The 17,347-nt window shown below is 63.7% G+C and carries 18 protein-coding genes; 6 read left to right on the top strand and 12 right to left on the bottom strand.

Annotated features, from left to right (window positions below; all coding sequences use genetic code 11):
- Nucleotides 1-94 precede the first annotated feature (94 nt).
- The 10 genes from D3D01_RS14845 to phnG form a co-directional block, all read right to left on the bottom strand.
- Nucleotides 95-490, bottom strand: coding sequence for a hypothetical protein (locus D3D01_RS14845; RefSeq protein ID WP_101351888.1), 396 nt, complete (start codon nt 488-490; stop codon nt 95-97).
- A 92-nt stretch (nt 491-582) separates the two neighbouring features.
- Complete coding sequence (locus D3D01_RS14850; protein ID WP_121512707.1) at nt 583-1,239, bottom strand: HAD family hydrolase; 657 nt, start codon at nt 1,237-1,239, stop codon at nt 583-585.
- Complete coding sequence (locus tag D3D01_RS14855) at nt 1,232-2,038, bottom strand: sugar phosphate isomerase/epimerase (RefSeq protein ID WP_121512708.1); 807 nt, start codon at nt 2,036-2,038, stop codon at nt 1,232-1,234. The genes D3D01_RS14850 and D3D01_RS14855 overlap by 8 nt, the downstream gene beginning before the upstream one ends.
- On the bottom strand, nt 2,035-3,207 hold the full coding sequence (locus tag D3D01_RS14860; RefSeq protein WP_121512709.1) for an alpha-D-ribose 1-methylphosphonate 5-triphosphate diphosphatase: 1,173 nt from the start codon (nt 3,205-3,207) through the stop codon (nt 2,035-2,037). The genes D3D01_RS14855 and D3D01_RS14860 overlap by 4 nt, the downstream gene beginning before the upstream one ends.
- On the bottom strand, nt 3,204-3,941 hold the full coding sequence (locus tag D3D01_RS14865; protein ID WP_101351884.1) for a phosphonate C-P lyase system protein PhnL: 738 nt from the start codon (nt 3,939-3,941) through the stop codon (nt 3,204-3,206). Before D3D01_RS14865 ends, D3D01_RS14860 begins: the two co-directional genes overlap by 4 nt.
- Nucleotides 3,938-4,768, bottom strand: coding sequence for an ATP-binding cassette domain-containing protein (locus D3D01_RS14870; protein WP_121512710.1), 831 nt, complete (start codon nt 4,766-4,768; stop codon nt 3,938-3,940). Before D3D01_RS14870 ends, D3D01_RS14865 begins: the two co-directional genes overlap by 4 nt.
- The gene (locus tag D3D01_RS14875) at nt 4,765-5,823 is read right to left on the bottom strand and encodes an alpha-D-ribose 1-methylphosphonate 5-phosphate C-P-lyase PhnJ (protein ID WP_121512793.1); all 1,059 of its coding nucleotides are present in this window, start codon (nt 5,821-5,823) and stop codon (nt 4,765-4,767) included. The genes D3D01_RS14870 and D3D01_RS14875 overlap by 4 nt, the downstream gene beginning before the upstream one ends.
- The gene (locus tag D3D01_RS14880) at nt 5,816-6,943 is read right to left on the bottom strand and encodes a carbon-phosphorus lyase complex subunit PhnI (protein WP_101351882.1); all 1,128 of its coding nucleotides are present in this window, start codon (nt 6,941-6,943) and stop codon (nt 5,816-5,818) included. The genes D3D01_RS14875 and D3D01_RS14880 overlap by 8 nt, the downstream gene beginning before the upstream one ends.
- Entirely contained in the window at nt 6,944-7,492 is a 549-nt protein-coding gene (gene phnH, locus D3D01_RS14885; RefSeq protein WP_121512711.1) for a phosphonate C-P lyase system protein PhnH, read from the bottom strand.
- Nucleotides 7,489-7,932 carry a phosphonate C-P lyase system protein PhnG gene (phnG, locus tag D3D01_RS14890; protein WP_101351880.1) on the bottom strand — a complete coding sequence of 148 codons (444 nt, stop codon included), beginning with the start codon at nt 7,930-7,932 and terminating at the stop codon, nt 7,489-7,491. Before phnG ends, phnH begins: the two co-directional genes overlap by 4 nt.
- Nucleotides 7,933-8,157: 225 nt before the next feature.
- Between phnG and D3D01_RS14895 the strand changes: the two genes are divergently transcribed.
- From D3D01_RS14895 to D3D01_RS14910, 4 genes are read left to right on the top strand one after another with little or no spacing between them, the layout of a single operon-like run.
- Nucleotides 8,158-9,195, top strand: a complete 1,038-nt coding sequence (locus tag D3D01_RS14895) for a PhnD/SsuA/transferrin family substrate-binding protein (RefSeq protein WP_101351942.1) — start codon at nt 8,158-8,160, stop codon at nt 9,193-9,195.
- 23 nt (nt 9,196-9,218) lie between these two features.
- Nucleotides 9,219-10,022 (top strand): phosphonate ABC transporter ATP-binding protein, encoded by an 804-nt coding sequence (locus D3D01_RS14900; RefSeq protein WP_121512712.1) that lies wholly within the window; start codon nt 9,219-9,221, stop codon nt 10,020-10,022.
- Nucleotides 10,019-11,041, top strand: a complete 1,023-nt coding sequence (phnE, locus tag D3D01_RS14905; RefSeq protein ID WP_101351878.1) for a phosphonate ABC transporter, permease protein PhnE — start codon at nt 10,019-10,021, stop codon at nt 11,039-11,041. The genes D3D01_RS14900 and phnE overlap by 4 nt, the downstream gene beginning before the upstream one ends.
- Nucleotides 11,038-11,703: a DapH/DapD/GlmU-related protein gene (locus D3D01_RS14910; protein WP_101351877.1), complete on the top strand. Its 666-nt coding sequence runs from the start codon at nt 11,038-11,040 to the stop codon at nt 11,701-11,703. The genes phnE and D3D01_RS14910 overlap by 4 nt, the downstream gene beginning before the upstream one ends.
- 40 nt (nt 11,704-11,743) lie before the next feature.
- On the opposite strand, the gene D3D01_RS14915 is transcribed toward D3D01_RS14910, so the two are convergent.
- Complete coding sequence (locus tag D3D01_RS14915; RefSeq protein ID WP_121512713.1) at nt 11,744-12,652, bottom strand: PhoU family transcriptional regulator; 909 nt, start codon at nt 12,650-12,652, stop codon at nt 11,744-11,746.
- Between the two features lie 194 nt (nt 12,653-12,846).
- Here D3D01_RS14915 and D3D01_RS14920 point away from each other — a divergent pair, with 194 nt between their 5' ends.
- On the top strand, nt 12,847-13,863 hold the full coding sequence (locus D3D01_RS14920; RefSeq protein WP_101351875.1) for a phosphate uptake regulator PhoU: 1,017 nt from the start codon (nt 12,847-12,849) through the stop codon (nt 13,861-13,863).
- A gap of 835 nt (nt 13,864-14,698) precedes the next feature.
- Nucleotides 14,699-16,087, top strand: a complete 1,389-nt coding sequence (locus D3D01_RS24145; protein WP_198560257.1) for a DUF6498-containing protein — start codon at nt 14,699-14,701, stop codon at nt 16,085-16,087.
- Between the two features lie 82 nt (nt 16,088-16,169).
- On the opposite strand, the gene D3D01_RS14935 is transcribed toward D3D01_RS24145, so the two are convergent.
- Nucleotides 16,170-16,994, bottom strand: coding sequence for a hypothetical protein (locus D3D01_RS14935; protein ID WP_121512714.1), 825 nt, complete (start codon nt 16,992-16,994; stop codon nt 16,170-16,172).
- Nucleotides 16,995-17,347: the final 353 nt, after the last annotated feature.

Consider the following 17,347-nt stretch of genomic DNA (forward strand, 5'->3'; position numbering starts at 1 on the left):
GCCGACCAGCGGGCCTGAGTCAAGCATGAGTTGGAAGCCGCAGCTTCGAATTTCCGCTCTGCACTGAGAGACAGCCAATCAAGACGGGTGATCGCTACTCCTCGACCCACTTGCACCGGAGCTCGTAGCGTGCCACGGCGTCGACATCGACGCCAAGTGCGAACTCAAGTGTGGTCGACTCACCGACGCCAACGGCGTCCACTAGCGTGCGTCCAGCTTGATATACCTGCTCGCCGGTATCGGAGCGAAACGTACAGACGATCCGTGGGACTGGCGGGTCGGTTGTGATAGATTCGTCGCCGTCGTTTTCGGCCGTCACCTCGACAGCGATTTGAGTGCCAGAGTACGTCGCCTGAACTGCGTAGTCGTGTGAGAGGACGAGCGGCGTCTCGTTTGTGCTCACGGTTCCGTTGACGCTCGACCCAGTACAGCCGGCAAACAGTGTCCCCACCCCGGCGGCCAGCGATCCGAGGACGGCACGTCGGTGCATGCTATGACCCCGGACACCTCCAGAATAAATGTCCCGTCCGTACTGTCCGGACGCCGCCGAATCTCGGACCGGCGAGCGCGCCGCCGGTGGGGTCAGTGCAGTTCGGGCAGCGTCTCGACCAGCGCCCGGAGATCCGCCACCTCGGCGGTCGGTTCAACGTCGAGGGACACGTCCGAGACGTGGTCACGTCGGAGGAAGACCGAGTCGATGCCGGCGCGGTGAGCCGCGACAACGTCCTTCTCGGAGTCCCCGACGTACAGCGCCTCGCTCGCGTCCAGGTCAGAAAGCGCCTGCTCGATGTACGCCGGGTCCGGTTTGCGCCGGGCCGCGCCCGCGAGGGTCGGCTGGCGGCCGTAAGCGGTGTCGAAGCGGTCGATGTCGTGGTGAGCGAGCAGAAATTCGACGGTCGCGTGCTGGTTGTTGCTGACCAGTCCCAGCGGCACGTCGAGCGCGTCAAGCGCGCACACGTCGTCGTAGACGGGCTTGCCGCCCGCGCGGGTGTGGGCCTGCTGGGCGAGGCTCGCGGTCAGTTCGCGCTGGTGCCAGAACGCCTCGGCGTCGAGGCCGTGGTCGGCGATCAGGTCCCGCGGGACCGCGTCCTCGGCGACGGACTGTCGGACCGTCGACGCGTCGACCGGCACGTCGAAGGCCGCGAAGGCGTCCACGACGGCGTCGACGAGAACGCTCTGGTCGCTGGGTTCGACGATCACGCCGTCGTTGTCGAAGACGACGGCGTCGTACTCAGTCATCGCCCGGCACCCCCGTCTCCGGAAGCGGGGCGTCGCCGTCGGTGCAGGCGGCCACGTCGGCGACAGACTTCATCTCGAAGACGAAGCAGTCCGCCGGGATGGCGTCGATCAACGGTTCGGGCGCAGACAGCGGGTCGTGCTGGTCGGCGGTCCCGTCGTTGTCGTGGAGGTGACAGACGCGGATTCGATCACCGAAGCGGTCGACGAAGTCGCGCCAGTCCTTGCCGGTCACCTTCGCGTGGCCGACATCGAGCGTGACGCCGAGGTACTCCGGAATCACGTCGACGGATTCGAGCAGTGCCGCGAGGTCGTCTGGCGTGGTGGTGTAGCGCCGCGTCGTCTCGTCGAAGGGCTGGTTCTCCAGACAGAGCGGGACGCCGACCAGCTGGGCGTACTCGGCGCACTCCGCGAGCGACCGCTTCGCGCTCTCCCAGGCCTGTTCGTGGACCCACTCGGGGTAGCGCTCCGGGACCGACCCGCCGTGGACGACGACGGCCTCGGCCCCGGCGTCGGCGGCGTCGTCGAGCGTCCGCTTGACTCGCTCGACGGAGTCCTGCCGGACCACCTCGTCGTAGCTCCCGGTGTTCCAGTCCCGGAACGGCGCGTGGTACGTGACGCTGACATCGTAGCGCTCGCACAGTTCCCGGACCGCTCGCGGCCCCGGCGTGTCGGGGTGGCCCGCGAGGTACTCGCGCTTGAACTCCACGTGGTCGAGACCAAGGTCGGTGACGTATCGCACGAACGCCTCAACGGTCGTCCCGTAGCGGATATCCATCGCCGCGCCGACGCGGGCGGTCATCGCGTCCCTCCCGCCGCCGGGTCCGCGCAGTACACTGGCTGGCCGGCGACGAGTGCGCGCGTCACAGTGGGCGTCGGGTCGCGGTCGACGACCAGCAGGTCAGCGCGCGCCCCGTCCGCTATCCGGCCGCGGTCGGTGAGACCGACCGCGTCGGCGGGGGCGGCGCTGACCCGCCTGACCCGCGCCGGGAGCGGTTCGCCGGTGTCGACGAACGCGCCGGCGAGCAGCGACGGGGGGTGGTAGTCCGCGACCAGCGCGTCGACCACGCCAGCCTTGATGGCGTCGGCTGTCGAGAGGTTGCCCCACTGGCTCTCCCCGCGGACGAGGTTCGGCGCGCCCATCGCTGTCGTCATCCCGATGTCGGTGGCCCGTTCGGCCGTCTCCAGCGTGATGGGGTACTCCGTGATGTCCACGCCGGCCTCGCTCAGTCGGTCGACCTCGGCGGGGTCCTCGTCGTCGTGGGAGGCCGTCACCGCGCCGGCGTCGTGGGCGGCCGCGACGACCCGGTCCACACGCTCGCGGAGCGTCGCCATCGAGATGTCGGTTCGCTCGGCGATCATCTCCTCGGCTTCTTCGACCGTTCGGTCGTCGGCGTTCTCGTAGTACCGCTTGAACGCCTCGACGTCGCGGAACTGCCCCTTGCCGGGGACGTGGCTCATCACTGAGACGAGGTCGGCGTCGCCGTTCTCGACGACGCCCAGCACCGCGTCGACGCACCGGCGCTGGGTCACCTCACACCGGGCGTGCAGGCGGTGGTCCGCGAGCAGGTCGTCGGCGGCGGCGATGGCGTCGGTCAGCGTCGCCGCGAGTTCCGGCGAGCGGTCCTCGTCCGCGTCGTCCTCGAAGGAGATGGCGTGGAACTTCGTCGTGATGCCGGCCGCGAGGTTCGCACGGTCCGCGGACGCGAGCGCCATCGACGGGGGCATGCGCGCACCCGACCGCGGGTGGAGGTGCGTCTCGATATCGTCGCCGTGCAGGTCGACGAGGCCGGGCAGGATCAGGCGGCCGTTGGCGTCCACGACGGTGTCGGCGTCGGCGTCGACAGCACCCACGCTCACGATTCGGTCCCCCTCGACGCGGACGCCGCCCTCGACGACCGCGTCGGGCGTGACGACCCGGCCGCCGACGATGGCGACGCTCTCTGCGGCGGTCTGAGCGGTCGAACTCATCCGACCACCACCTCTCCGTCGAAGGCGTCGATGGGGACGACCCGACGGAGGCGGCCGTCGTCCAGCACGACCACCCGGTCGGCGACGGCCTCCACGACGTCGGTGTCGTGGAAGACGCCGACCACTGTGGTCCCCGCGTCCAGCGACGTCGAGAGCAGGTCGATGGCGGCCCGGCGCGTCTCGGGGTCGAGGGCGCTCGTCGGTTCGTCGAGCAGGAGCAGGTCCGGTTCCGGCGCGAGTGCCTGCGCGAGGTTGACGCGCTGGCGCTCCCCCCCGGAGAACGTCGCCGGGTACGCCTGCCAGAGTTCCTCCGGCACTGACAGCGCGGACAGGAGGTCGCGGGCGGTGTCCCGGGCGTCCTCGCGGTCGGTCCCCTGCTCGACGAGCGGCCGCGCGACCACGTCGACTGCGGGGACGCGCGGTATCTCGTCGAGGAACTGGGAAGTGTAGCCGATGGCGTCGCCCCGGAGGTCGATGACCGTCCGGTCGGGACAGGACGCGAGGTCCACGTCGCCGTCGGGGCCGTGGTAGACGACGGCGCCCGAACTGGGCTCGTAGGTGCGATAGAGGCACTTCAGCAGCGAGGACTTGCCGCTGCCGGACTCTCCGACGATAGCGAGGAACTCGCCCTCGCGCACGTCGAACGATACGCCGTCGAGGCCGACGACCTGCGTGTCGCCGAGCACGTGCATGTCGAAGGTCTTCGAGAGACCGTCGACGGACAGGACTGTCATATGACTGAATTGATGAGGGTCTGGGTGTACTCGTGGTGCGGGTCTTCCATCACGCGGTCCGTGAGGCCGGACTCGACGACGCGCCCGTGGCGCATCACCAGCGTCCGGTCGGCCAGCAGGCGGACGACGCTCAGGTCGTGCGAGACGACGATGGCCGCGACGCCCTCCTCGCGCTGGACGCGCCGGAACATGTCGAGGACGCGGGCCTGGACGCTCACGTCCAGCCCTGTGGTCGGTTCGTCCAGCACGACCAGGTCGGGGTCCGTCGCCAGCGCACGGGCTATCTGGACCCGGCGCTGCATCCCGCCGGAGTAGGTGCTGGTGGGGTCGTCCATCCGGGTGACGGGAATCTCGGTCGCCTCAAACAGGTCCCGGACGCGCTCGCGGACGTCATCGTAGGACCGCTCGCCCGCCGAGAGCAGTTTCTCGGCGACGTTGCCGCCGCCAGTGAACGAGAGGTTCAGTCCGTCGCGGATGTGCTGGTGGACCAGGGCGATGTCGCCGGTCCGGAGGTCGTGACGCGTCTCGTAGTCGACGTCGAGCAGGTTGCCGTCGTGGCCGGCGTAGCGCACTTCTCCGGCGGTTTTCGCGTCCGAATCGCGCTCCAGTGCGACCAGTTCAGCGAGGCTGGACTTGCCGCTGCCGGACTCGCCGACGATGCCGAGCACCTCGCCGGCCTCGACGTCGAGGTCGGCCTCGGCGCAGGCCACGACGCTCCCGCAGTGGGGACACTGGTTCGTCCCGGCGCGGTCGCCCGTCGACTCGACGCACTGTGGACATCTGGGCCCGTACACCGTCTCCAGGCCCTCGGCGTCGAGCAGCGTCACTGCCCGTCACCTCCACGGACCGCCTCGTCGTCTGCTGTGGCCGTCTCACTCGTTCCCGGCCCCCAGTCGACGCTCTCGCGGTCGAGGTGGTGGGCCTTCGACAGGTCGGGATTCTCGCGGCGCTTCTCACAGAAGCTCGCGTCATTGCAGGCGTAGCGCGTCTCGAAGCCTCCGTCCGCGTCCGCGGCGGCCTCCGAGACTTCGACGAGGTAGGTGTCGGTCGATCCGCAGGCGTGACAGGCCTCGTCCGGGAACCGCTCGACCGTGAACTCGCGGTCCTCGAAGGCCAGCGGTTCGACCTCTGTGTGGGGCGGGACGGCGTAGATGCGTGCCTCTCGGCCGGCGGCCAGCACGGTGAGGTGGTCGGCATCGTCGAGTTTCGGCACGTCCCAGCGAGGGATGGGTGAAGGGTCCATCAGGTAGCGCCCGGCGACCATCGTCGGGTACCGCGACGCGATCTGGATCTCGCCGTACTCGACAACGTTCTCGTAGAGGTGGACCCACATCTTCCCGTAGTTCCGGTGGGCATGTCGGCGTCGGTTCGCGGCGTCGGAGGGGTCGACCTTCCGGAGGGCGTCGGTGACCGGCACCTGCAACACGAGGCGCTGGTCGTCGGTCAGCACCTCCTCCGGGATGCGGTGGCGGCTCTGTATCAGGTCGGCGGCGGTGGTGTCCGTCGTCGTCTCCACGTCGGCCGTGTTCTCCGCAAGCCGGCGGATGTTGGCCGCGTTGACGCTCTCGTCTGCGCCCTGGTCGATCACTTTGAACGTGTCGTCGGGGCCGAGCAGCGACAGCGACGCCTGTATCCCGCCGGTCCCCCACCCGCGGGCCAGCGGCATCGGCCGTGAGGCGTAGGGCACCTGGTGGCCGGGGATGGCGACGGCCTTCAGCATCGACCGCCGGACCTCGCGCTTGGTGTGTTCGTCGAGATACGCGTAGTTGTACCCCGCGAGGCCGTCGCCGTCGAGCGAATCCAGCGCGGCGTCGACGGAGTCGGTCGCAACGGGTGTCCCCCCGTCGGGCGAGACGTCGTTAGTGGTGGTGTCCTCAGTCATCGTCACTCGCTCCCGCGACTGCCGGTTCGGCTGGCTGTTCGTCGTCGACGCGTCCGTCCTCACGAAGCCCCTGGCGCTCCCGGATCGCGCGGATACGGTCCAGAATCGACTGGAAGGTGACGTAGTGGGGCAGTTTGAGGTGCTCGATGAAGCCGAAGGCGTCCATCCCGTCGACCGTGTCGAGGACGAACTCGGCGTCCTCGGCCGGTTCGGCCTCGCCGTCGAGCTGTATCGAGGCGTCGAGGATCGTCATCCCGATGGCCTTGCGTTCGTTGCGACCGAACGTCAGGCCGTAGCCGAAGGCGAACTGGGGGTCCTCGCGCTTCTCGTAGACAGGCACGACGGCCTCTGACTCGGTGACGCGCGTGTGCGCGACGGTCACGTCGTCGCCGGTGTAGGGGTGTTCGATGCGGACCGGCAGGTCGCCGACGCGGACCTCCGCCAATGTCGGGTGGACCTGGCCGTACCCCCGGAGCGCGGAGTAGCCGAGCGCCGTCACAGCGCCGGTCTCGCCCCGGGCGAGTTCCTGTAACACCTCGTCGCGCTCGGGCGGATGCGTCACCGACTCCCGCGTGGTGTCGTTTGGCTCTTCAACGTCCGGGGCGGTCGGTTCGTGGAGCAGGCCCTCCTCGCGGAGCAGTTCCGTGACGTTCGTGAGCCGCTCGGGTTCGCCTGCGTCCTCGACGTCCCAGTCCTCGGTCGGGTCCGTCGGGTCGCCGTCGACGAGGTCGAAGTCCAGTAGGCGCTGGGTGTAGTCCTTGGTCGCGCCGAGAATCTGGCCGCCAGGGACGTCTTTGAACGCCGGGGAGACGCGCCGCGAGGCGATCATCTCGCTTGGCTCGACTGTGACACTCTCGTCGAAGCGCTCCAGCGTCGAACGGTAGGCCCGCAGGAGGAAGGCGGCCTCGACGGCGTCCCCCTGGGCCTGCTTGACCGCCAGCGCAGCCAGTCGTGGGGCGTACAGTCCGCCCTCGCCCATCGCCTGGGCGGTGAGGCGACCGAACTGGTCGCGAATCTGGTCGACATCGACGTCCTCGGAGTCACCGATCCGCTGACTCTCGAATAAGTCGGCCGCGCGCTCGATGAGTTCCTCGCCGGCGGTGACGGCGACGTACCCCATTCAGACCACCTCCGCGGTGACCGACCGGGGGAGGGCCGCGAGGCTGTCGTCGGCCGCGAACACCGCGTCGACGCCCCGGGGATAGCTCGACTGGGCGTCGGTGAGCGCGGCCAGACCTGCGGCGGGCAGCGACACCGACAGCGTCGTCTCCCCGTCGACGCCCGGCCCGGTAATCCGAACGGTCGTCCCGGCCCCGGCGGCCCCAGCGGCGAGCGACGCCACGCGGTAGACGACCGTCGCGCCGTCGCTGGGTTCGACGAGCGTCCCGCGCTCGCACTCGCGTACGTCGACGTCTCGGTCGCCGGTGAGGTGGACGATGTCGGCCGTCTCGGGCGGCGCGGCGTCGAGACGCCCCTGGTCCGAGAGCGCGTCGCGGAGCGTCTCGTCGGTCGTCGAGAGCGTCACTTCGTGGTCGACTAGCGTCGAGACGACGGCCTGGTCTGCCGGCGACGGGACGGACTGGACCGTTCCCGGCCGACTCATCGCTTCGAGCAGACCGTCGAACGCGTCGCGCGTGTCGTGGACTGGGTCGAGACCGAGCGCCCTCATTCCTCGCCCTCCATCGTCTGGAAGTCGACGGCCGTATGCTTGCTCTCGGCCCACGCCCGCCGGCGCTGGTCGCGCTCGCTGTCGGCGACCGCTTCGAGCGCCGCGACGATGTCCGGCGTCGCCTCGTGGTCGCCGGCGACGGCGGCGTCGACGATAGCCCCAGAAAGCGCGGCGCGCTCGCGCTTGCCGGGGAGCATTGCGAATCCGCGAGCGCCGTCGAGTTCGACCTCGGCGGGCGTCACAAGGACCTCCCCGAGATTGAACGGCCGTCGCTCGACCGGTTCGCGTACCTGTTGCATCACCAACTGCGGCCGTGGCTCCTGACGGACGGACAGCGGCGGGTCGTCCGCGAGGACATCGTTGGCGAACCGGGCGAGCGTCCCGCCCTCGCAGGCGGCGATCAGCTCGAACCGGTCCGACCGATCATATGGGTCAACCATGCACTCACTCTATCAGGACTGCAACTACCGCATAAGGCTTCACTCGGTACTCTCTATGCCCGACCAGCTGCTGGGGTTCGCTCCCCCTCCTGTCTCTGTGCGTCTATACGGGTATGTACTTGCTAGCCACGTTGTGGAGATAGTCACCAGCCGCCCTCAGACAGGTGGACGCTCCGGACTCTACGCAGCCAACTGTTATTCGACCCCTTTACCAGCCCACAGATGATGTCAGACGACGCGACTGAATACGGGTTCGGGGTATCGGACACAACGAACGGGACACAGTCTGGTGCGGTCAACCGCCGTCGATTCCTCGCCGGTGGTGCGGCCGCCGCTGCGACATTTGGTCTCGCCGGGTGCAGCTCCGTGATGGGCGGTGGGAGTGGTGGCGGCGCAGAGAGCGTCACGATGCTGCTGACGCCGGGGACGCCGGCCGACGCCCGTCGGCGCTACAAGCCGGTCCAGAACCTCATCAACGGCGAGGTTGACGGCGTCAACGTGGAAATGAAGGTCCCACAAGATTACTCCGCTATCCGACCGGCGCTGGAGAGTGAGCAGGCCGAGATCGGGATGGACGACGTGACACTCATCTCCAACCCCGACCTGATGGACGTCTACGGAACGACCGTCACGGGCGGGTCGGCGTTCTACTTCTCGGTAATGCTAGTCAAACCGGACTCGGAGATTTCAGAGCGGACAGACGTGGAGGGCAAGACGTGGGCTTTCGCCGACCGCCTCTCGACCAGCGGCTCCATTTTCGCGCTCTACACGCTTCAGGAGGCTGGCCTCGACATCGGTGAGGCACCCAAGGGGCCGCCGGAAGACTTCGAAGGGAGCTGGACCGACCACGACATCGCTCTGCAGAAACTCGGGAACGGCGAGGCTGACGGCGCGACCACCTGGGGTGGGAACGGCATCCCGCACATCCCCGAGAAGTACAAGTCAGACTTCCCCGACCGCGTGCTGGACAAGAGTTCCTTCCTCGACACGCTCGGGACTGAAACGCCGGCATTCAAGCCGATCTGGTGGTCCTTCCCCATCCCGAAACAGCCGATGTACGCCCGCAAGAGCTGGGACTCCGAGAAGAAATCGGCGATCGGCGACGCACTGGTCAACTCTGATAAGGAAACTATCCAGCAGTACTACCCGGACGACTACAACGAGGAGGAACTGCCGTTCACGACACTTAGAGACACCTCAATGGAGACATATCAACCGGTGATCAAACGGATGAACGCAGTCGGCATTGACCCCGCGGCCTAAGCGCTTAGGGTACTATTTTTATCATGAGTACGCTTAAGGTAGAAAACCTGACAAAGGAGTACGGTGACGTGACAGCCCTCGAATCAGTATCGTTCGAGATTGAAGACGAGTTCGCGGTCTTGCTCGGAGAGTCTGGGGCGGGAAAGTCGACGCTGTTGCGCTGTGCCAACGGTCTGACCGAGCCTACTGAGGGCGGTATCTATCTCGATGACGAGGAGATTGGCGGGTCGCGGACAGACGTTGGGATGATCTTCCAGCAACACAACCTTGTGGAAGGCGTCTCGGCATACCTGAACGCTCTCACTGGGTCTCTGGACCGCGTTTCGATGGTCAAGAGCCTGCTTCAGTGGCAGGCCCGCGAGGACAAGGTCCGGGCGTTGGAGGCTCTGGAAACAGTCGGCCTGCTCAACGAGAGCCACCAGCGCGTCACTCAGATGTCGGGCGGGCAGCAACAGCGCGTCGGCATCGCCCGCGCGCTGGTCCAGGACCCCCGTCTCCTGCTCGCGGACGAACCGGTCGCAAGCCTCGACCCCGCCAGCGCCGAAACAGTGATGGGCTACCTCCGGAAGGCCGCGATGGAGCATAATGTGACGGCGCTCGTAAGCCTCCATCAGGTTAACATCGCCGCACACTTCGGCGACCGATTCATCGGCTTGAAAGACGGTCAAAAACTGTTCGACGTGGGTCGGGAGGGCCTGACGCCCGATTTGATTGACGACCTGTACGGCAGCGTCGAGACGGTCGGCCTAGCAGACCAGGACGACCTCGCCGACGGCGCTGCCGGTCTCCCCGGAGACGAGGACCACGAGCGGAGGGCCGAAGCGTGAGTTCGGCCGACGGCAACCGCGTCGCGACATACTTCGGGTTCGACGACGTGGGCGACACCGCCGCGGAACAGAAACTTCAGGAGATGAAGCGCCGTAAGACGAAACGGCGGCTCTGGACGCTTTTAGGCCTTGTTGGCACCGGTTTGATATTTTATTTCAGTCTCCGCGTAATCGAGTTCGAACTGCTGATGCTGGTCGAGCAACTCGACCAGTTCTACGAGGCACTACTGGGGTACTTCCCACCGACGACGTACTTCGGCGTTCCGTTCGTCGATCTCGGTGAGTACTGGGCGTTCATGATGGCGGAGAATCTTATTCTCACCGTCGAGAACGGACAGATCGTCTGGGGCGCTATGTTCGTCACGTTAGCTGTCGCATTCGCTGGGTCGGTACTCGGACTGCCCGGCGCGCTCTTTTTCGGCGTGATGGCAAGCGAGCGGGTTGTCCCCTACCCGTTCAATTTCGTCTTCCGCGGGACGATGAGCCTCATTCGAGCTATTCCCGGACTTGTCTGGTTCCTGATACTAATCCCGTTGGCCGGGGTCACACCGTTCACCGCGGCTCTGGCGATAATGGTCGACACAACGGGATACCTCGGCCGGTTGTTCACCGATGAGCTCGAAGAGATAGAGGACGGACCCATCGAGGGGATCCGCTCGACGGGCGCGAACCGCTCGCAGGTCGTCTCTTTCGGGATGCTCAGTCAGGTGTTCCGGCAGTTTATCGCCTGGATCGCCTTCGACCTGGAACACAACGTGCGGGCCGCTATCGGCCTCGGTATCATCGGCGGCGGCGGCCTGGGTCTGGAACTGTACATCCAGCGACAGACGTTCCACTACACCAATATGATGGCCTGTATCATTCTGATCTTCCTGTTAGCCGGATCTGTTGAACTAATCAGTCAGCGTGTCCGGTCGTACCTGCGAGAGGACGACGACACCGAACAGACCGGCGTCCTCGACGCCTTCGTAAACGCGCCGAAGAAGATACTGGCCTCGACGATGGGGCGTCGCCAGTGACGTACGTCGAGGACTACGGGGCGGACCGGACCCGGTCGCTCGGTCCCGACCCGACGCTGCACGACCCCGTCTCGATCACTGAGAGCGAACTCGGGGCGTGGACCGAGGTCCGGCAACGGTCCCGACTCAACGAGTCTGCTATCGGCGACTACACCTATCTCATGGAGGACGTACAGCTGGATTTCACGACCATTGGGAAGTTCGGCAACGTCGCCGCCGCGGCCAGACTCGGGCCGACCAACCACCCCATCGACCGCCCGACGGCACATCACTTCACCTATCGCGCGGCGATGTACGACCTCGGAAAAGACGACGAATCGATATTCGAATGGCGGGCCGACCAGCCAGTCGAAGTCGGTCACGACGTGTGGATTGGCCACGGTGCCATCGTCCTCCCCGGTGTCTCTATCGGTGACGGGGCCGTCGTGGGCGCGGGTGCCGTCGTTGCCGACGACGTGGCGCCGTACTCCATCGTTGCGGGCGTCCCCGCCGAACCGATTCGGCGGCGTTTCCCAGAGGACATCGCGGCTCGCATCGCAGCGACTGAATGGTGGGACTGGGACCACGAGACGCTCCGCGAACGACTCGACGACTTCCGCGATTTAGAGACCTTTCTCGACCGGCACGCGCCCGAGACAGCCGACCCCGCGACGCTGGATTGAGTAGTCTGGACCCGTCTGTACTCGCGCTGTTTTTGTCGGTTCAGATCTCGACGTGGTCCGGCTGGACGCCAGAATGCAACTGAACGGCCAGCTCAGCGGCGTCGACCCAGTAGTAGATAGCCCGTTCAAGTGCACGCGTAATGGTGACGAGATACCCGTACATATCGGGGTCGTACGCAGTCACCAGTTCGAATAACTCATCCAGATCCCGGTGGACAGTGACCTCCTCCTCTCGGAGTCTGTCGAGTACTTCGAGTTCACAGTCGAATAGAATTCTCGAAAGGTAGTCGTTGATCTGCTCCCCGGATGCAAAAATATCCGTCATCCGTTCGTTCACCATCCCAGTCGCGTCGGTCTCCTCACGAGCGACCACGTCGGCAATGAAGCAGGCCCGGTCGCCGACGATTTCGAGATTGGTCGCAATCGTCGAAAGGTCGGCAGCGACACGGTTACCGGGCCAATCAGTCGTCAGCGTGTAGGACTTCAATTCCGACAGCACTGCGGAGTAGCGCTCATTGGTCAACGATTCAAGTTTCTTCGCCGAGCGATCAACAGGGTCACCTTCGAAGGCTGCACGAGCCGCTTCGTACTGGCGGGTGGTCACCGACTCTAATCGTGCGAGCAGTTTGAGGAGCGCTGCACCTCGGTCATCAGATACATCGGCATCTGTTTCGGTCTCTTCGGCTGATCCACCGTATAGCTTCGAGATGTTCGGTGCACCACGGTAGAGTGCCTCATCGTCGACAATGTAGCCCTTTCGAACGACGTTTTCGGCCTTGAGTTCCTGAAGCAATTCCGAGAGGTACTGTTCAGAAATACCGACTGTGCGTGCCAGCTTTTCTTTCGTCTTCGGAGCGGTTCGGTCAATCGCCTCGACAACCTGTGCACGTGTCGCATCGCGACCCTGTTGATCCCTCGCCAGCGGGTGGTGCCACGTTCGATGGGACATAGCTGCTTCTCTCTACTTGCAGTATTAGCCCTGTTCCACAGACTGTCCGGACGGCTATATAGCGTTGTTAGCTGCCGTGACGTACTCTGTTTTTCGCTTCCGCTCTGGCGGCCTGTACAGATATATACCACTTCCTACCAGGATATACCCCTCATATAAAATATAATATATATTCTGTTATCAGCGGGCAGTGTATGGAGACACGGAAGGTGCAACTCTCGGGGGGAACGACATTTACTGTCTCTCTGCCGAAATCGTGGGCGCAGGAACACGGAATCGACGCTGGATCCGTGCTCTCACTGCATCCCAACGACGACGGATCGCTACTGATTGAGGCGACAACGGATCGCACGATGGAGGCCCGGACGACGACAGTCGATGTGGCGACCGACTCAGACAACGCTATCCGTCAGCAAATACACGCCCTGCACGCCGTCGGTTTCGATACAGTGACGCTGCTAGATAGAACAGGCCACTCCGCGGAGCGCCGGAAGTTGGTTGAGGACACTGTCTCGAAGCTCTCAGGGTTCGAACTGTTGGAGGCCGGTGAGACGCGAATCCGCCTGACCAACCTCATCGACGCCAACAACGTCGATGTGCGTAAGTCTGCGCTCCGGTTGCGGCTTGTCATGCTGGGAATGCACCGCGATGCCGTTCAGGCCGTGCTAAACGGTGACGAAGCACTTGCTCGGCAGGTCATCAACCGCGATAGCGAGGCCGACAAACTGTTCGCGATGGTGACCAGACACTTCCGTCGCGCGCTGACAAACCTCCAAGAGGTAGAGAAGCTCTCATACGGTCGTGACGAGCTATTCGAGTATTACTATGCTAGCCGGCAGTTCGAGCGATGTGCAGACCATGCCGAGAAGATAGCGCGCTTTGCTCTCGACCCCGACGCAGTGGTGCCAGCGACGTTCGCGGATCGCATTGAGTCGCTCTCGGCGACTTCTCGACAGGTCGTCGACGACGCCGCCGACGTGATCCTCGCCGACGGCGGCATCGAGGCCGCACACGCTGCCCTCTCCAAGCGCAACGATTTGAGCGACAATCTCCAGGCGCTGGACCGAGACCTCTACGGGCACGATACCCCCGGCGAGGCCTACGTCGTGGGTCTCTTACTCGACAGTATTCAGCGGACTGCTGAGTACGGTGCCAACGTCGCTGGTATCGCTATCCAGCAAACTGCTCGTGAATGCGAGTGTCTCGACTGAATAGCGGATCGACGGTGCGACGATGCGTGGCCAGTGTGCGGGGCACGAGCGGCGGCATGGATAAGAGGTAGCGGGAGAGTCGCGGCCAGTGATTTCAGGTACCCGGTCGCACCGAGCGACGTGATCTCGCTGAGCGGGTCAGCAGCGAGGGACCTCGCTGTGGTATTCGTGAAGTTGCCCCCGGGAGATCTGACCGCACTGGCATAGTGCGTGCCGCGTGTGTGGCCCAATCAGTTACGCCACTCGTTGATGAGTGTCGGTATGATAACGCCAACGCCGAGTAGCACAGCGAAGTGAATCCATTGATTGTCGGTAACAGTTATGCTACCGAATACCGACACGAGAGCGAGTATGATAAAGACAGCTGTGATCTTGGTCTCTGTACTGACAAAGCTCGTTGAACGACTGGAGGGCGGTTCTGACATCTGGTTAATGTTTGATCGCATTCTAAAAATGTCTTACCTAGAGTATCAGACCCAGCAACTGCCCCGAGCCGAACAGCATAAGAGGCGCACCCGCGTATAAAGTGGGGCCACACGGCCCGCAGCTTACGAAAAGCAGTCAGCGATTCAGGTGTGCAATTCTGAAAAGTCGCCATAGCCACGCCGATGCTGAAACCCAGCAGGAAACGCTTGGAGGGTATGCGTGTGGAAACCGCAGGGCCACATCGGCCTGAAATCCTGTGACGGGAGGGTTGTGGTTTCTGGCGATACCTTCTGTTCTTGACGGCCTCTCTGTACTGTACTGGCAACGGTCATACAGGTGCAGTTCAGCCGTGCTATCGAATTCGAAGTATGTTTGTTGTTCAGGTGTAACGACTTGAGTGCTACCAATCATGACCCAGCGGTTCCCGACTTTCGTCCGCGGTCTGGGTGTAATCGCTGCGAACTGTATTCCGCTGGTCGGAGTCACTGCCTGGGGCTGGGACCTCTGGCTATTACTCGTTGTCTACACAGCTGAGGCCGCCTTTTCAGTCCTCATCGCAGCGACGAAGGCCCTGTTCGCTGAGCAGGGATCTCCGGGACGTCCCGGACAGCACGAGCCGTTACATGAACTCCGGGAGAAACGCGGTAGTTTTCAGCTCTATTCGAATTTGCCACCGATTTATCCACGGAACATTCCTTTCGCGCTCACGGTGTTGGGGGTCTGGTTCGGATTCATCGGGCCGATCAGCCTTGTCTACCTCATGACGCTCGGGCCGGCGATTCAGGTCTCAGTGGGCCTCGCTGTGAGCATCGCGGCGTTGCTGTTCTCACAGATCGAGGAGTTCGTGGTTGAGTACATCGGCACCGGTGAGTATCGCGACGTGTCTGCGCAGGAACTGATCCGGACACCGGCACAGTTGACCTTGGTACTGCTCTTTGTCGGGCTTCTCACGCTGGGTGGGTCCCGTGCCGGTCGTATAACGCTGCTAACGGGACTTGTCATCGGAAAAACACTCAGTTCGGTCTACCGGTTCTACGTGGAGCATTTCGGAGGGTCGCTTCTCGATGTGAATATAGACCTTTCAGATGACTTGCCCAGAAGCGAACCGCCACCGGAGCCAAAGATGCCTGAAGAGCCGGTCGAAGCCAGTGTTGTCGTCGACAAGAAGTCCGTAATACTGGGAAGTCTCAGCGCCGTCGGGTTCGCACTGGTCTCGCGGTTCACACTTCTCACTGTCGCGGCGCTTGTCGTCGCGCTACAGATCGGTCACCCGGTCTGGATCGGGCTGCTTTCGGTCGTACTTCTCTGTATTATCGGTGCTCGTATGCTGAGTTTCTACCTCCGCTACGGAACGATCGAGTACCAACGCCGGGGTGAGTTTCTGGTCGCTTACGACCGACTGTTGGAGTCACCGCAGTGGATTGCCACGGTCGGTCCGGGAACCGACTTTTCCGTTATTAACGCTATCGTCGACCGGCTTCGTGACACGGGCCGGTTACGGATCACTGGCGTTGATTCGGTCGACGGAGGTAGCGTGCAGTTCGGCCCGCTGTCTGATCTCGACGAAGCAATCAACACGCTACAGCTTCCAGTACACCAAACGGAACGGCCAGAGCGGGATCCAACGATCATCGCAGCTGCCGGCGGCCTGTTGCTCTTTTTCCTCGCAGTGCCAGCCGGGCTGTTTCTCGCCCCCGGAATCGACTCGGGAACAGCCTACGCTTCACTGGTTGTTATCGGACCGTTCGCCGTGATTCACGCTGGTATCTTGTTGTACGTCGCGCTGTCTCGGATCTGAGTGAGCGCCTTCGGCGAGCCATTGATCGACCGCTTTTCATGGCTACATTGACGTGGAGTCGTCGAAGCGAATTCGGTCGGAGTCAGCGGTTCGGGTACCAGACAGCTTGTCCGGGCGTATGATGTACCCATGTATCGTCGTCAAGCAGTTGTGGATCCCGCCATCGAAATCGCCCGTTAGAGTCATACGATATCGGTGGTTCAGTCTTCCGCGTCCGGAACTGCGTCCGCGCACAGGCTGCAAAAGCTCCCTGGTATCTTTTCTCTCGTGGTGTGAACGTATACTGTGTGAGAGTCGTCTCGGGACCGGTATTACTGGTGGCCTCAACAGTGAGACTATCTAACCCAGCGTCTTGGGGACTCATTCCGGTTATCTTCCCCGGGAAATCCGAAACGAAACGGATCCGGTCTGGTTTGTACGAGCTGGTATCGCTCTGGGTGGACCCGCCGTACACTGTGGCCTGCATATCGACAGAGACTACCGCTGGGTCAACATTAGCAGCCATCCGAAGGGTATCCCAGCGATCAAAGCCGCCGACATCGTTCACTCCGCGAATTCGTGACCGGCCGATGGTCGTGGCACCGTCAGGACCCTCCAACTCCAATGGCGCGGGACACTCCGGCAACGATGGTTCGAGCACTTCACTGACAGCCCACGGAAGGTCCCGCGGTAGCTCTGCACCGACGAATTTGTGTGTGTCCAGTCGGCCCTGTTTCGGGACAGCAGCGGCGATCAGGTCCGTTGGCCCCCACCCGTTCTGAGTGAAGCCGTACCGACGCTCACTGTCGGCGCACGCCTGCATAACGGTCCACTGCGCGTCCGCGCCTGCCACGACAGCAGGGCGGCCGTCAGTGAGACAGTCGCGGACTCGCTGGACTTGGTCGTCCCCGGCTGGGTACACACTCACGTCAGCACTGGCTCCATCCGTGACAGATGAAACCGGCCTAGGGCCCGGGAAGTCGACTTTTTTAGCGACAAAAACGCGATATCTATCAAGCTCTCTAGCGGGCGGAGCCTCTGCTGCCGGTGAATTGTTCACAAGAGATCCACAACCAGCGAGGGAGACTCCCAGTCCAGTTCCAGCAGCTGCGAGGAGGGTGCGGCGGGTACACGAGGACATAGGTGTTAGTTCGGTCGTAGCTATGTTGATTTTTTATACAGGCGGACGGGGCTTTCCCTCAGCTGGTGAGAGGCCACCTGTTCCGGACCATCCATGGTGACTCTTCGGCGTGCTATGGTCCCGTTAGGACACTCTGTTCA

The organism is Haloarcula sp. Atlit-7R (assembly GCF_003666065.1).
In the GTDB taxonomy this organism is placed as follows: Archaea; Halobacteriota; Halobacteria; order Halobacteriales; family Haloarculaceae; genus Haloarcula; species Haloarcula taiwanensis.

What these genes read in the sequence shown, in the direction of transcription:
- D3D01_RS14880 (WP_101351882.1), bottom strand. Translation starts at nt 6,943, where the DNA reads ATGGGGTACGTCGCCGTCACCGCCGGCGAGGAACTCATCGAGCGCGCG.
- D3D01_RS14860 (WP_121512709.1), bottom strand. Translation starts at nt 3,207, where the DNA reads ATGAGTTCGACCGCTCAGACCGCCGCAGAGAGCGTCGCCATCGTCGGC.
- phnH (WP_121512711.1), bottom strand. Translation starts at nt 7,492, where the DNA reads ATGAGGGCGCTCGGTCTCGACCCAGTCCACGACACGCGCGACGCGTTC.
- D3D01_RS14895 (WP_101351942.1), top strand. Translation starts at nt 8,158, where the DNA reads ATGTCAGACGACGCGACTGAATACGGGTTCGGGGTATCGGACACAACG.
- D3D01_RS14855 (WP_121512708.1), bottom strand. Translation starts at nt 2,038, where the DNA reads ATGACCGCCCGCGTCGGCGCGGCGATGGATATCCGCTACGGGACGACC.
- D3D01_RS14915 (WP_121512713.1), bottom strand. Translation starts at nt 12,652, where the DNA reads ATGTCCCATCGAACGTGGCACCACCCGCTGGCGAGGGATCAACAGGGT.
- D3D01_RS24145 (WP_198560257.1), top strand. Translation starts at nt 14,699, where the DNA reads ATGACCCAGCGGTTCCCGACTTTCGTCCGCGGTCTGGGTGTAATCGCT.
- D3D01_RS14865 (WP_101351884.1), bottom strand. Translation starts at nt 3,941, where the DNA reads ATGACAGTCCTGTCCGTCGACGGTCTCTCGAAGACCTTCGACATGCAC.
- phnG (WP_101351880.1), bottom strand. Translation starts at nt 7,932, where the DNA reads ATGGTTGACCCATATGATCGGTCGGACCGGTTCGAGCTGATCGCCGCC.
- D3D01_RS14920 (WP_101351875.1), top strand. Translation starts at nt 12,847, where the DNA reads ATGGAGACACGGAAGGTGCAACTCTCGGGGGGAACGACATTTACTGTC.
- D3D01_RS14900 (WP_121512712.1), top strand. Translation starts at nt 9,219, where the DNA reads ATGAGTACGCTTAAGGTAGAAAACCTGACAAAGGAGTACGGTGACGTG.
- D3D01_RS14850 (WP_121512707.1), bottom strand. Translation starts at nt 1,239, where the DNA reads ATGACTGAGTACGACGCCGTCGTCTTCGACAACGACGGCGTGATCGTC.
- D3D01_RS14845 (WP_101351888.1), bottom strand. Translation starts at nt 490, where the DNA reads ATGCACCGACGTGCCGTCCTCGGATCGCTGGCCGCCGGGGTGGGGACA.
- D3D01_RS14875 (WP_121512793.1), bottom strand. Translation starts at nt 5,823, where the DNA reads ATGACTGAGGACACCACCACTAACGACGTCTCGCCCGACGGGGGGACA.